This window comes from Thermodesulforhabdus norvegica (genome assembly GCF_900114975.1).
GTDB classification, from domain to species: domain Bacteria; phylum Desulfobacterota; class Syntrophobacteria; order Syntrophobacterales; family Thermodesulforhabdaceae; genus Thermodesulforhabdus; species Thermodesulforhabdus norvegica.
In genome coordinates this window covers 25,186-39,346 of the sequence record NZ_FOUU01000015.1, presented here as the reverse complement: position 1 = coordinate 39,346, position 14,161 = coordinate 25,186, and the positions used below count along the sequence as shown (strand labels likewise).

Sequence of the window (14,161 nt, the reverse complement as noted above, 5' to 3'; positions counted from 1 at the left end):
ACACCTCAGCCCTAAACTTCGTATGAGGCGTTATACTACCAGGCTTCGCCACCACCTGACCACGCTCAACCTCATCCCTCTTCACACCACGAAGCAATATACCTATGTTATCACCAGCTCGCCCCTCATCCAAAACCTTACGAAACATCTCCACACCAGTACAAACCGTCTTTATCGTCGGTCCAAAACCTACTATCTCCACCTCATCTCCAACCCTGATCACACCTCGCTCCACTCTACCAGTAACCACCGTCCCTCGACCGCTTATCGAAAACACATCCTCTATCGGCATCAAAAAAGGCTTGTCCACATCACGCACAGGCTCCGGTATGTAATTGTCTATCGCATCCATCAACTCAAATATACAACGCGCATCCTCACTATCAGGATCATCCGCCTCCAACGCCTTCAACGCAGAACCCTTCACCACTGGAACCTCATCACCAGGAAAACCATAGGTGCTCAACAACTCCCGAACCTCCAACTCCACCAACTCTATCAACTCAGGATCATCCACCATATCCACCTTGTTCAAAAACACCACTATATAAGGCACCCCAACCTGCCTCGCCAACAATATGTGCTCCCGCGTCTGAGGCATCGGTCCATCATCCGCAGCCACCACCAATATCGCTCCATCCATCTGTGCCGCACCCGTTATCATGTTCTTGATATAATCCGCATGACCAGGACAATCCACATGAGCATAATGCCGCTTCTCCGTCTCATACTCCACATGCGCCGTCGCTATCGTTATCCCCCTCGCCCGCTCCTCAGGCGCCTTGTCTATCTGATCAAAAGGCACATACTCCGCAAAACCCTTCTTCGCCAACTGCTTCGTTATCGCCGCCGTCAACGTCGTCTTACCATGATCTATATGTCCTATCGTTCCCACATTCACATGAGGCTTCTTCCTCTCAAACTTCTTCTTTCCCATCGCCGTCTCCTCCTAACGCCTGAGTAAAACTCGCCGCCCCGGCTACCCTGACTTCTTTGCCCACCGTCGTTTGGACAAAAAAAATGGAGCCCACGACCGGGCTCGAACCGGTGAACCTCTTCCTTACCAAGGAAGTGCTCTACCTCCTGAGCTACGTGGGCTTCCGTACTCTTATCTTCTCACTTTTAACTTCCACCCATGTAGTTCATCGACAATGGCCCATCCCGGTCGCCACCGTCTCCTACATGTTTATCTGGTGGAGAGGGGAGGATTCGAACCTCCGAAGGCGTATGCCGGCAGATTTACAGTCTGCTCCCTTTGGCCGCTCGGGAACCTCTCCACCCAAGCCGCACCACTATATCAGCTTTTGTGGTGCTTTGCAAGATTTTTTATTCTGGAGCTGGCGATGGGACTCGAACCCGCAACCTGCTGATTACAAATCAGCTGCTCTACCGATTGAGCTACGCCAGCTCCATAGCTGTCATTTCTTATATAACGATAACTCCAGCATCGTCAAGACGGCATTGGGGCTCACAAACAAAGCATCGGGTCTCTATCGATTGCAAAAGCAACCCCTCGACGCCTCCATAAATTCAGTGCATCGTAACCGGCAATCACCCGAAGTAACTCGCTCATCTCTCTGCCGGTTTTACTTTTCACAAGAATGTGCCACCGATACAAGCCTCTCAGTCTAAAATAAGGCGCAGGGGCAGGCCCCAGAATCTGCACACCTTCTTTAGCAATTCGCCTCATAAAAGATCCCAGTTCGTGCACTGCCCGGTAAACTTCATCTCGATCTCTGGATGTGCAGATCACCCTCGCCATTTTCACAAAAGGCGGATAGGAAAGAATCTTTCTCGATTTCAGCTCCAGGTCACAGAAGGATTGATAGGCGTGAGAACTCAGGGCTTTGAAAATATAATGCTCGGGATTATAGGTCTGGATAATCACATGGCCTCTGGTTTTCCTTCTTCCCGGGCGCCCACTTACCTGAAACAGTTGCTGGGCAGTAATCTCACCGGCCCTGAAATCGGGAAGCCCGAAGCCCAGGTCGGCATGAATTACCCCGGTCAGACTTATCCCCGGGAAATCATGCCCCTTGGACAGCATCTGAGTTCCCACAATGACCTGAGCCTCTCCCCTGCGCACTGCATTAAGTTTTTTCACAAGAATTTCCATATTTTCTACGGTATCCCTGTCTATGCGCTCGATACGGGCGCCGGGCAGAAGCTTTCGGACTTCTGCTTCCACCCTTTCGGTCCCTATACCCAGAAAGACGAGCACACTTTTTTCACACTTCGGACATACCGTAGGAACCTCTTTTATTGCCCCACAGTAGTGGCATTTGAGCACATTTTCGCCGGCGTGATAGGTCATTGCAACACTGCAAAGATCACACTCCACCATATGGCCACAGCGGCCGCAGAGAGCACACGCGGCAAATCCCCTTCTGTTCAGGAAAAGCAGTGTCTGCATTCCCTTTTGGTAGTTTGCTATCATCAATTCTCGTAGTCTGCCGGACAGGATTTTCCCACCTTTTTCCCTGCGCATGTCGACGACTTCAATCACGGGCATGGTATCGTCTTGACCGCCTTCGCCGCTTCTTATCCGTTCGGGAAGGACCAGCAACCGGTATTTCCCCGTTTTGGCGTCAAAATAAGACTGAACAGAAGGCGTAGCCGACCCGAGAAGTATCGGAATCCCCAAAATGTCCGCTCTCATTATGGCGACATCACGGGCGTTATACCTGAAGCGGTCGTCCTGCTTGTAGGATGAGTCATGTTCTTCGTCCACGATGATCAGCCCACAATTACGTACGGGGGTAAAAACGGCCGATCGAACCCCAAGGACAATCCTTTTCAGACCGTCCCTGGCCGCACGCCACTGATCCAGCTTCACATCGGGCTCAAGACCGCTGTGCCACAGGGCCACACTATTCCCAAACCGGCTTTTGAAAAGGGCCTCCATCTGAGTAATCAGAGCTATTTCGGGAACAAGGACAAGCACTCCGCGGTCTCGGGCGAGAACACGCTCACAGAGCCTGAGATAAACTTCGGTCTTTCCACTGCCCGTAACACCATAAAGAAGAAAAGAACTGAATCCGCCTTTTTCGGCCGCATCGAGAACCTGCTCCATGACGGTCTTTTGATGATTCGTGAGCTCAAAAGGCCCCTCAACCGGAACATCCTGCGCATAAATCGATTCTAAAACAGAAGTATCCTCTTCCTCGGTTTCCTTTATCCAGCCCTTTTTGACCCATTTTCTTATCCAGTAGCGGTAATTATTACCCAGCTTTTCCCGCACCGTTGAGTAATCCACCGATCCCGGGAAGGAGCTAAAAAGAGGGAGCATAATTTCGTGAAATTTTCGGTCATCAACCTGATCGGGGCTGCACAAAATCCTTACGACCCTCCGCAACCTTTTCGGCGAAGAAGTCGAGGGAAGAAGGAAGATCCGGGAAAGGACTCCACGGTTTTCCCATCGGCGGATGGTCCAGCTTTTAATGCCGGCTCGTGCCAGTGCTTCACGGGACGCAACTCCCTCCCTCCCCCTCCTGAAGAAAATACTCCTTACCTCCTCCGGTAGAGCCTCCGGTATCTCCAACCGATAGTAGAGCCTGGGTTTCATTCTGAGTCTTTCGGGCAATATAGCCCTGAGGATCAGTCCCAGTGGGTAAACATAATATTCTGAAGCCCAAATACACAACTTCAACAGGTCCTCAGGAACGACGGGGCCGTCATCCAGACAGGCCACCATCCTTCTGATTCGACCGATTTGTTCGTTTTCCGGTAGGGCATTGAATTTGTTAACAATTATTCCCAGCTGTTGGCTTTTAATTACGGGCACTATGACCCTTCTTCCCGGAAGCGCCTCTTCCGCCAGATTCTCGGGAACTTCATAGGTAAGGCTCTTATCAAGGCCTGTAAGCAGTTGAACTCGGGCGAACATATCCTACTTTGTCCAGGTATCCAGCATGTAGGAGACCCTGAAGGAGGGGCTCAGGTATTGATAAACTTCGGGGGGGATATCGGCAGGTCTTAGCGATCGAATAATCTTTACTTCAGGAGATTCCCCAATGGAGACGATGGGGGCCTTTGAAGAAGGTACGTTCGGGTCGTAAAGCATCACGGAGACATGTTTGGGAGACCAGTGAGCCCTGGCAATTACCACTCCGACATCACCGGTATTCAACTCAACCAGCGTCCCGGGCGGGAAAACACCCATTAACCTTATGAAACGCTCCAATAAAAGGCGATCCAATTTTTGCGACAGTTTTCGGTACATATGGGCCAATGCGGCGTGAGGCGTGAAGGCCCTTTCGGGATTACGGGGATTACAGTAGTTGTCGTAGAGATTCACGATGGTTGTAATTCTAACGAGGGTGTTAATTTCTTTTTCCGTGAGCCCTCTGGGATAACCCGTTCCGTCAAGAAGCTCATGATGATCCCTTATGATCATCGTGGCCTCGGGAGAAATGCCGCTCACACGGGATGCTATTTCCACTCCATAGTCGGGATGAAGCCGATAGAATTGTTTTTCGGCAGGTGTTAACGGTTTTTCTTTGTACAAAATTGATTTTGGGATTCTTAACTTACCAATGTCGTGAAAAAGCACACCCACTCCGAGATGACAGAGGCTTTCGCCGGTAAGTCCGGCATCCCGCCCTAAGAGCAATGCCAGCATGCAGGTATTAAGAGCGTGATGGAAGATAACATCGGCTTTCTTCTTCGCATTTATCAGAAAAACAACGGCCTCGGGATCTGCCAGAAGCGAAGAAACCATGACTTCTATCGTTCGGTTGGCCTCTTTAACCGTTTCCTCGGAAAAAGAAAGCACACCCTGTATGAGCTTTTTTATTTCCACCAATTTTTCATGATAGGCCTTCTGACACTGCTGAACCTTGAGATGATGAACCTTCGCGGAGAAAGCCTTCTTTTCCGGGACGGAAGAAGCCGACGCAGACAAACTCCGATCTGTCTCGTGAACTTCCCCGGCTACATCATCTTCGGCAGTCATCGCTTCTTTATCATCTTCGGGCCTCTCGCTCTCCCCGGCATCCTTACCTGGTTGTGTGTCTTTCCGATCCACAACCTCCAACAGAAAGGGTAACTCCAGAGCGAGTATTCGTTCTACATCCTCCTGATTTCGGATGTAAACAGTCGATTTCCAGAAAGGATGGCGAAACCAGTTCAGAGGAATCCTGACCTTCATGCCCACGCGGATGTCGGCGGCGCTTATAACCCGCAAGTCCTTTTTCCTGCGCTTTTCTCCACCCAGAATTGAAACTATAGATTCAAGGACTTTCCCAAGCACTTTAATCAATCAAGGCTCTGTTTCAGTTCTTCCATTATTTTTTCGACCATACCTAAAGGATCTCTGGCCCTGAGTACAGGTCTTCCCACCACGATGTAATCGGCCCCGTTTTTTACGGCCTCTTCCGGAGTAACCACCCGCTTTTGATCTCCCCTGTCCGATGAGGAGGCCGGTCTTACACCCGGCGTAACGATAACCAGCGAGTCACCCAAAGTGCGCCTTATGGCGTGAGCCTCCTTACCGGAAGCAACCACGCCGAAACAGCCGGCTCTGGCTGCAAGGCTCGCCCTGGCGATCACGATGTCTTCAAGGGACGCCCCCGCCCCTATGGCCTTGAGATCCTCCTGATCCATACTGGTAAGAACCGTTACGGCAAGGATCCCCACCTTCGGTGCGGCTTCCACGGCGGCTTTGAGTATTGCCGACTCTGCATGAACCGTAGTGAAAGTGACACCGTGGAGGTTTATCTGCTCCATGGCTTTCGCCACGGTATTGGGAATGTCAAAAAGCTTGAGATCGAGAAAGACCTTTTTACCGCTTTCTACCAGTTCATCCACAAAAGAAAAATGACCGGCAAGAAAGAGCTGAAGGCCGACCTTGTAAAAACGCACAATTCCATCCAAACTTCTGACCCAGCTTCTTGCTTCGTCAACGGATGGCACATCCAGTGCCAGGATTAATCGCTCTTCAAGGGGTATATCCTTTCGGTACATGATCCCATCCTGCAAAAGATCAACGGAGTCTCATACAGATTCGGCACCGAAAAAGTAAACGAGTATGGACTGAAGCCTCTTTTTGAGAACCGTGTAAGAAAAATGCCGCGAAGCGACCTCGTAGTTGTGCTCCACCATTTCACGACAGTAGTCAGGGTTGTAAAGAATCTTTCTCACTTCTTCAACATTTTTCTTTGTCAGGAAACCGTCCATAACCACGAGGCGAAATCCCATAGGTTCTATGTCGCGTGCAAAAACCGCGTAACGGTTTATAAGGAGAGGTTTCTTGAAATAAACCGCTTCCAGAAAGGCGTTTCCAAAGCCTTCATAAAGGCTGGGATAGGTGATGAAGTCGGCATGAGGGTAAATGTCCCACAGCGTAAAAATCTCCCCATCCGATAAAGCACAGCTCGAGTGGTTGTTCTTTATAATCAGAGGGTCTGCTATCTTCATGTTGACCATTATAAGAGGCACGCCGTTGTCCTCGGCAAATTGTTTAAGCCATTCGGCATACTCGTATCCTTCGTCGCCGGCCTCATGAGAAATTACCAGCTTACATCGCGGATCCCGGAGCTCACGCACAAGCTCAATAGCCCATTCAATTCCTTTCCGCTGAACTATTCTGGTAGGTTGAAGTATCATGAATTCGTCGTCGGCAATACCCAGGCTTCTCCGAAACTTGAGCGTTTTCTCCGGATCAATTTCGGGCGGTTTTTCAAACTCTATCACGTTTGGAATAACCGTAGAGGAAATACCGGTCCTGTGGGCAAGCTCTTCCTGAGCGGTCGTATTAATTACCACATGGCGGATTGACGGGAGGTGAGGCGGAAAAGCCATCCTAAGATAGTCACCCACGGCGTTTACGGAAAACCTCGTCCTTTCCCAATAAAAGTCATGATGATGGGCTATCGTGGGAATTCCCGTCTCGGCTATCAGTTCCGTTATGGCGAGGCCAAGAGGTACATTCATAGGAATGGTCAGGGCATTTTCCACTATGATTAAATCGATGGAAAATTTCCGCAAGAATTCATGGAGATGCTCTTTCAGCTTGTCTCTCAGCTGGTGTATCTTCTCGGTCACCCTTCTCGACCTGTTTCTCTTACCGAAAACCTCGGTGTTAATCCACTGGATGTCTGGATGGCAGAAAAAGGCTTCCGGCACGACATAGCTAAAATCGGGATCTCGATCCACGAGCCCTGCAAACCAGTAACACCTGTGACCTGCCCGCTCAAGAACCTCCGCCCATTTACTGGATTCAAGAGACACACCATCAACACCCGCAAATCGTGTTGATATGAAGCCGATACGTAGCATAAAAGTTTGCGCCTCCCTATGAGATCGGATAAAATCCAGTGCCCCTTATGGAGCCCTCGGTAAACGCTTTATATAATAAACAACCTGATGGGATATGCCAGATAATAAAGCATGAATTTAATCATCTTCCACTACCACTTTCTGCGAGGCGGTGTGAGATCTGCCATCACGGGCAGTATCAGGGCACTTGGTGCCGCCGGTTTGCTTGAAAATATCCGGTTGCACATAATGAGCGGAAGCCCGGATGACCTGGATTCCTTCGTAAAGTCCCTTGAAGTACCGGTGTCAGGAGTTACGGTGGACAGGCGTATGGGCTACCGCAGCGAACCCTGGGAAGATGAAAAATCCTTCCGGGATGATTGTTTCAAAGTCGCCAGGGCGATTCTTTCGTTGGCAAAAGGCGAACCCACGGTCTTCTGGATTCACAATGTAACACTGGGAAAAAACCCGCTGGTTACCGCATCATGGTATCGGGCAGCCGAAATATCTTTTAAAGAGAAGCTTCCCGCCGCCTTTCTCTATCACATTCACGATTTTGCCGAATGCGGCCGACTGGAAAATCTGCTCCGATTAAAACTCTGCTGGAAAAACGGCGGCCTCGACGACTTTTACCCTCCCTTCCCGAATGTGTCCTACGCCGTGCTCAACCGGTCTGATGCAGGGCGGCTGGAAGCCTCGGGAATTCCCTCCGAGCGCGTATTCTGGCTACCGAATGTGGTCACCACCCGGCCGGGCTCACCGAAACCCGAGGGGAAAGCCTTCGAAAGGGTCTATGATGCCCTTGACGCCTACGCAGAATCCAGAGGATACCGCCATTTAAAGGGTAGCCCTTACTTTCTTATGCCAGTCAGGTTAATACGGCGAAAAAATGTACTTGAAGGAATTCTATTATCCATGCTCTACGATGACCCCAGAAATGTCCTTATAACTCTGGATGCTACCTCCGAGCAGGAGCGCCCCTATGCCGAGTGCATAAAAAACCTGGTAAGAGAGTCGGGGTTGCCCGTGGTAATAGGTTTCGGAGACGAGCTCGTGGGGAAACATTTTCCCTTTGAGCACCTTTTCGGCATCTCAGAGTGCGTCCTGACCACATCACTTCTGGAAGGTTTTGGTTTCGCCTTTCTGGAGGGCCTGCTGAAGGGTTGCCCTATTCTGGGAAGAAACCTTCCATTCATCACGGATGACTTTGTACCGATGGGTTTTCCGGCTCAAGTGCTCTACGAAACCTTTCCCGTTCCGGTAGAAAAGGACGAGAGAGAAAGGCATGCGGCTTCGGCGGAAAAACTCGGAGTTTTTATCGGCAAAACTTTCGGCCTGGAAAGGGATCGCATTTCAAGGTTTCTCCAGCGTGTCCGGGAAGTCTATTCTGATGAGGCCGTCGACTTTGGAGCCCTGGATTTATCCGCACAGCTCCGCGTAGTCAGGTCGGCCCGGGACGTCTCAATCCGGCGGGACATCGCCCGGCTAAACGGTTTTCCCAGACATCCTGCCGGTGGCGGGACGAATTTCCTACATAAAGTTGAAGAATCGCTCGGCCCCAATGCTCACGCCAGACGCCTTTACAATGCAATAAGCCTTACCATAAATCCCGATAACCGGGATATTCCGTCTGTTAACATTTCCAGGCGCGTCCTGGCAGATTTTCTGGATCCCGTCTATTTTCGCCCTCTTTTTGGAGGATGGAACATAAAAAGCTAAAAGGTTTGCAACCGACGCGGCTTCTCTCTTAAGGGCCTGAGAGGCCACCCTTACAGCCAGCTCATGCAGATGCTTCTGCAATCGAATTACTATGACCTTGAACAGCTATACCTCAGAGCGCTAAAATGAGTCGCACGATCTATTCGGATACGGGACTGATCTTCGGATCTTAGTCTCAACGGTAAAATTTTCGGCCGATCAAAATCAGGGCCGGATCGTTAACTTCGGTATCCCGGCACAAGGCAAAATATCGAAGCAACCGTTTTGGAGAGCGAAGGGCCGATGAGTTTATTTGAGTCTCCGGGCAAATACGAGGATGTCTTTGCGGACTTTTCAAGGCCCCCTGCTGTGCGAGGACGCGAGAGCCTGTGGCTGCAAGATGATTTACCGGTTCCCCGGGCGGTTCTTTTCGATGTTTACGACACACTGGTAAGATCTACCATAGGTGACCTTGAAGAGCAGAGGCGACGCAAGTCGGACAGTTCCAGCTTCGTTGATACAGCTCTTCGCTTCGGCTTCAATTCCGAGATTGGAGCCAGATGGCATACTTTATTCTTTGACTACATAGAAGAAGAACATTCACGATGCCGCCGGCTCGGGATCATGCGGGCAGAAGTCCTGGTTGAAAGGATATGGGACAGGATCTTGAAAGAAACCGTTCCCGAAAGATCCCGTTTTGAGGAGGATGCCCGAAAAATAGGGCTTTACCGTGAGCTTAAGGCCAACCCCGTTGCACACTTCGAAGGTGTCCTGGAGCTGTGGTCTTTTTTGAATCGCGAAAAAATCCTCGTGGGCCTCGTCACCAATGCGCAGTACTACACACTTCCCGTGCTATCGTGGGTTCTCAATGTAAATCTTGCAGATTATCTCACACCGCAAATCGTAATCTGTTCATACGCTCTTGGTTACGCCAAACCGGACCCATATTTTTTCAGGTACGTGGAAACCCAGATCAGGCGTCTCGGCCTTGAATCCCGGCATGTGTGGGTAGTGGGAAACGATCCGGAAAACGACATGGCAGCAGCAAAACCTTACGGGTTCACGACCGTTCTCTTTACCGGCAGTTCCTCCGACGCAAAGAGTGCTGACGCAGACGCCTCCGCCGGATCCTTTTTTGACCTGAAAAAACTCATTCAAAGATTCCTGAAGGGAGGATAGGTATGTCCAATTTTGCGCAGAAACATACGAAAATCACGACTTTTTATCTGCTAACCCGGGAACAACCCAATATGATAAAAGAGCTGGAATTGCACTCTCGATGGAAGAAGGCCGTTCTCGTAATCCCTCTTCTTGCAACCGAATTCACAGAGGAAGAAAATCGGCCGGTCTTCGAAAGAATTCTCAAAGAGCTACAGGATGCGACTTATTTATCCCACATAATTTTCGGTCTTGACATGGCAACAGAGGAAGAGGCAAGGGAGCTGGCAGAGCTCATAAGAAGATACGATTTGAGAAACTGCATAATACAGCACAACGACGGCCCTGGTTTTTCGGAGCTTTACAACAAGCTTTCCGAAGCCGGCTTTGGGCTTCATGTTCGCGGAAAAGGACGCAACATGTTCATGTCCTTCGGAATTGCTCTTGCACTTGGAGCCCAGTCCGTCGGATTAATCGATGCAGACATAAGAACCTTCAAATGCGATCAGCTAAACAGGTTATTCTATCCCGTTCAGGTGCTGAACTATCAGTTTTCCAAAGCCTATTACGCACGCCTCAAAAACGGGCAATTTTACGGTCGGGTAAAGAGGCTCCTTCTGGATCCGCTTCTCATCGCCCTTAAGAGAAAATTCACCGAAACCAAGGAGGAAAAAATTCTCCGAATGGTCGATTTTCTGTTGAACTTCAACTATCAGCTCTCCGGCGAAGTTGTTTTTGACGCAGGGCTTCTGAAGCGTATGCACTTTGCGATGAACTGGGGGGTGGAGATTTTCACACTTATTGAAGTTTACCGAAAGGCTACCAATATAGCCCAGGTTGAAATATCTCACGAACCCTTTGATCACAAACACCAGCCCGTATCTGCAGATAATCGGGAAAAGGGTCTTTACAAAATGGCCGTTGACATAACCACAACCCTTCTCAGTTCGCTGGTTATTGAAGAAGGTATGGAAATATCCGATCACTTTATCAGGGACCTTACGGTAACCTATCTAAACGTAGCCGATAACCTTATAAAAATGTACTCGGACAACGCGGCCTTCTGCGGACTCGATTACGATCCCAACCTCGAGGAATGGATGGTTCACGAGGTCTTCAAGGATGCCCTGCTTTACGCCGGTGACATTCTCATATCGCCTTACAGGTTATCGGACAGGTTCATATCCTTCGTGGCAGGTCACGAAGAGTTCCAGCCTTACGTAAAACAGGGGATTCTCAAAACCATATCCGATGTGGCCCGTAGAAGCAGCCAGCAGCTCTTCGAAACGCCTCAGACGGTATCCTGGGAACGGGTCATTCGAAAGCTTCCCAACATAATGTTCGAACTGGTTGACGTGATAGAGGCGGAGAAAAGGAGACTTCTCAACTGAAAGGCTGACGATGGAGCAGAAATTTTTTCTCAAAAGAGTACTGAGCGGGATTGTCGGTCTTGTAGTTGAAGTGCTGGCACCTCAACCCTGCCCGGGATGCGGTGTATTCGGCCACGGGCGTGGAGGATGGTGCGAAAGCTGTTTTGAAAATCTACCCTGGTTTGCCGGTTCTTTTTGCCGCAGATGCGGGAGACCTCTGGGTTTAAGCCCTGGCGGCTTGACTCCTCCGCTCTGCGGCGACTGTTTTAACGAGCCTCCCTTTGACAATGTAAGGAGCGCCTGCTTTTACGAGGGGGTCGTTGCAGAACTCATCGTGCGATTTAAGTATTCCCGGGCACTATACCTTCTGAATCCTCTCGGCGAAATCCTTCTGGAAGGATTCCGCCGTCACTTCGGAAATGAAGCGTTCCATTTCATCACTCCGGTACCACTCCACAGGGAAAGGCTTAAAGAAAGAGGGTACAACCAGTCTGCTCTTCTTGCAGGGTTTCTGGCAAAAAGGACGGGTATCCCCGTCAACCCAAAGGCAGTGATACGAAGGCGTAACACCATTCCGCAGGTAAAGCTGAGCGGTAGAGAAAGGCGGAACAACCTGATAGGAGCATTTGCGGTTTCCGAAAGGGCACTGGAGCAAATCCGGGGCAGATCGATTCTCCTGATAGATGATGTGGTTACAACGGGAACCACGCTGGTAGAAACGGCAAAGGTACTTAAAAGGGCCGGGGCGGCCCGGGTCTGCGGGCTTACGGTAGCGAGAAGTGGCCACTCCTAAAGGATCATCTCTGGTTCGTAATGCGTTCATAAAGCCCGGAAGCACGCCTGGTCCTTCGTGATACTGCTTCAGAAGCGGCCTTCATCGTTCCCCAGATTTCAACATAACTCCTTGCCCTGGTCACGGCCGTGTAAAAGAGCTCTCTGGTCAGGATCTGGCTTTCCTCATGGGGCATGATGAAAAGTATGCGGTCGCATTCTGACCCCTGCGCTTTATGTACCGTCATGGCAAAAGCCGTCTCGTGTTCCGGTAAGCGGGAAATCCCGACCTTTCTTATGCCTCCACCGGCTTCTCTAAAGCAGGCTACCAGTCGCCCTCTCCCGTCCCTCCACACTATTCCGACATCTCCGTTAAAAAGGCCAACTTCGTAGTTGTTTCTCGTAATCAGTATGGGCCTTCCATGATAGTGCTTCAAAAAAGGCTTTATTACCCCCTTCGACGTGAGGATTTCTTCGATAAGTCGATTTATTCTGGAAACACCCCACAGCCCGTCCCGATGGGCACAGAGAATTCTGGACTTTTCGAACAGCTTCAACGCATCATCCTCGGAAGAACACCTGAAAAGCCCCTCAAACCACTCATTCGTGACCCTTTCCAGATCGGCCGTTAATGCCTCTCCAGCTTTAAGATTCCGAAATCGAACGGAGCCGTCACCCGATCCGTCACGATCAAGCAGAACATCGGTCACGTCTCCACCGTCACAGATGATTGAGGCCAGCCGTCCTATGGAGCTGTTTTCGGAAAAGCGATAATTCTTTTTGAGAAAAACAATGCAGTCATCAAGAACGCTTCCCCCTGTACCCCTTAACGGCACGGTTGTTCCCGTGGCGATCTCAAGCTTCTTCGCCCAGCTTTCACCGTACTGTGGTTCCTGATTTCTACCGCACAGATCGGCAAAGACACTTCCGGCTTCTACCGAAGCAAGCTGATTCCTATCACCCAGCAGAATCAATCGGGCTTCCGGCTTAAGGGCGGAAACCGTTCTGTACATCATGGGAAGATCCACCATGGACGCTTCGTCCACAATAAGTACGTTGGCCGGCAGAGGATTATCAGGATTGTGACGTGCCCGGCTCAAGCCTTCTCTCATGCCGATTAAGCGGTGTAGCGTTGTCGCCTCACCGGGTATTACTTGCTCGAACTTTTCGGCACAGCCAAAATGTCGAAGGGCCTTCCTGAGAGACTCCATCATTCTTGCGGCAGCTTTGCCCGTCGGAGCCGCAAGGGCAATCCTGAGTGAATTCCTGTAAATACTGCACAGTGCCAGAATTGTTGCCGCAATTGTGTGAGTTTTTCCCGTTCCAGGTCCTCCCGATATTATCGTAAGATGCCTCATAACAGCCGTGGCAACCGCAATCTTCTGCCAGTCTGGCCCCGTATCCGCGTCGGATCCGAACAATTTATCGAGAACCTTTCTGACCTCGTTGAGTTCAACATCGCTTTCCCTGGAAGCAAGTTTTTTCAGGGCGCCCGCAAGGGCAACCTCGTAAGCCCAGTAGCGCCCGATGTAAACCCTGGAACCGCATAAAACCAGTGGTCTGGCTTCTGAAAACACTTTCCCTTCATCGACGACCCCGGGATCGACAAAAACGGCAGGGGATTTTTTCAGGTCATCGAGCCAGACGGAGAGCTCGGGGAAACTTATGGAAAGAGGGCCCTCGTCGGTTTCGACACAAAATTCCCGCCCTGCGTAGTCCTTCAGGTCCACGCAAACATCACCCTGACCCAGGCGCCAGCTTGCAAGCATCGCCGAAAGCAGCAATCCCTCGGTCCCATTGCCAGTTTTATCTCCTAACCATCTGGCAAAGTACCAGTCCAGAGGGCGAATTACTCCTTTTTCAACGAAGGGTCTCAATTTATGGATCATTCCGGATCCTCCGGTAAC

Annotated in this window: 10 protein-coding genes and 3 tRNA genes; 4 read left to right on the top strand and 9 right to left on the bottom strand. The window is 50.4% G+C overall.

Translation table 11 applies throughout. The annotated features are described in order from the left end of the window. The 8 genes from tuf to BM091_RS13405 all read right to left on the bottom strand — a co-directional run. Window positions 1–937, bottom strand: a 937-nt coding sequence (gene tuf, locus BM091_RS13440; protein ID WP_093396510.1) for an elongation factor Tu, incomplete at its 3' end; no start/stop codon positions are given. An 84-nt stretch (window positions 938–1,021) separates the two neighbouring features. Then, window positions 1,022–1,098 (bottom strand) — tRNA-Thr (locus BM091_RS13435). 93 nt (window positions 1,099–1,191) lie between these two features. Then, window positions 1,192–1,277: transfer RNA gene (locus BM091_RS13430), tRNA-Tyr, on the bottom strand. Window positions 1,278–1,332: 55 nt separating this feature from the next. Next, window positions 1,333–1,408: transfer RNA gene (locus BM091_RS13425), tRNA-Thr, on the bottom strand. 60 nt (window positions 1,409–1,468) lie between these two features. Further along, window positions 1,469–3,886: a replication restart helicase PriA gene (gene priA, locus BM091_RS13420; protein WP_093396508.1), complete on the bottom strand. Its 2,418-nt coding sequence runs from the start codon at window positions 3,884–3,886 to the stop codon at window positions 1,469–1,471. A 3-nt stretch (window positions 3,887–3,889) separates the two neighbouring features. Beyond that, window positions 3,890–5,251 carry an HD-GYP domain-containing protein gene (locus tag BM091_RS13415; protein WP_245735384.1) on the bottom strand — a complete coding sequence of 454 codons (1,362 nt, stop codon included), beginning with the start codon at window positions 5,249–5,251 and terminating at the stop codon, window positions 3,890–3,892. A gap of 5 nt (window positions 5,252–5,256) precedes the next feature. Next, the gene (gene pyrF / locus BM091_RS13410) at window positions 5,257–5,964 is read right to left on the bottom strand and encodes an orotidine-5'-phosphate decarboxylase (RefSeq protein WP_093396505.1); all 708 of its coding nucleotides are present in this window, start codon (window positions 5,962–5,964) and stop codon (window positions 5,257–5,259) included. Between the two features lie 30 nt (window positions 5,965–5,994). Further along, window positions 5,995–7,278 carry a glycosyltransferase family 4 protein gene (locus BM091_RS13405; RefSeq protein WP_093396504.1) on the bottom strand — a complete coding sequence of 428 codons (1,284 nt, stop codon included), beginning with the start codon at window positions 7,276–7,278 and terminating at the stop codon, window positions 5,995–5,997. Between the two features lie 111 nt (window positions 7,279–7,389). On the opposite strand from BM091_RS13405, the gene BM091_RS13400 reads away from it, so the two are divergent. From BM091_RS13400 to BM091_RS13385, 4 genes are all read left to right on the top strand, one after another. Continuing rightward, window positions 7,390–8,976 carry a glycosyltransferase family protein gene (locus BM091_RS13400; RefSeq protein WP_143083153.1) on the top strand — a complete coding sequence of 529 codons (1,587 nt, stop codon included), beginning with the start codon at window positions 7,390–7,392 and terminating at the stop codon, window positions 8,974–8,976. 282 nt (window positions 8,977–9,258) lie between these two features. Then, window positions 9,259–10,134, top strand: coding sequence for an HAD family hydrolase (locus BM091_RS13395; protein ID WP_093396501.1), 876 nt, complete (start codon window positions 9,259–9,261; stop codon window positions 10,132–10,134). Between the two features lie 2 nt (window positions 10,135–10,136). Beyond that, window positions 10,137–11,504 (top strand): glycosyltransferase family protein, encoded by a 1,368-nt coding sequence (locus tag BM091_RS13390; RefSeq protein ID WP_218148906.1) that lies wholly within the window; start codon window positions 10,137–10,139, stop codon window positions 11,502–11,504. A 10-nt stretch (window positions 11,505–11,514) separates the two neighbouring features. Next, a complete protein-coding gene (locus BM091_RS13385; RefSeq protein ID WP_093396499.1) occupies window positions 11,515–12,276 on the top strand; it encodes a ComFC family protein in 762 nt (253 codons plus the stop codon). A gap of 4 nt (window positions 12,277–12,280) precedes the next feature. On the opposite strand, the gene recD is transcribed toward BM091_RS13385, so the two are convergent. Then, window positions 12,281–14,143, bottom strand: coding sequence for an exodeoxyribonuclease V subunit alpha (gene recD / locus BM091_RS13380; RefSeq protein ID WP_093396498.1), 1,863 nt, complete (start codon window positions 14,141–14,143; stop codon window positions 12,281–12,283). Between the last annotated feature and the right edge of the window lie 18 nt (window positions 14,144–14,161).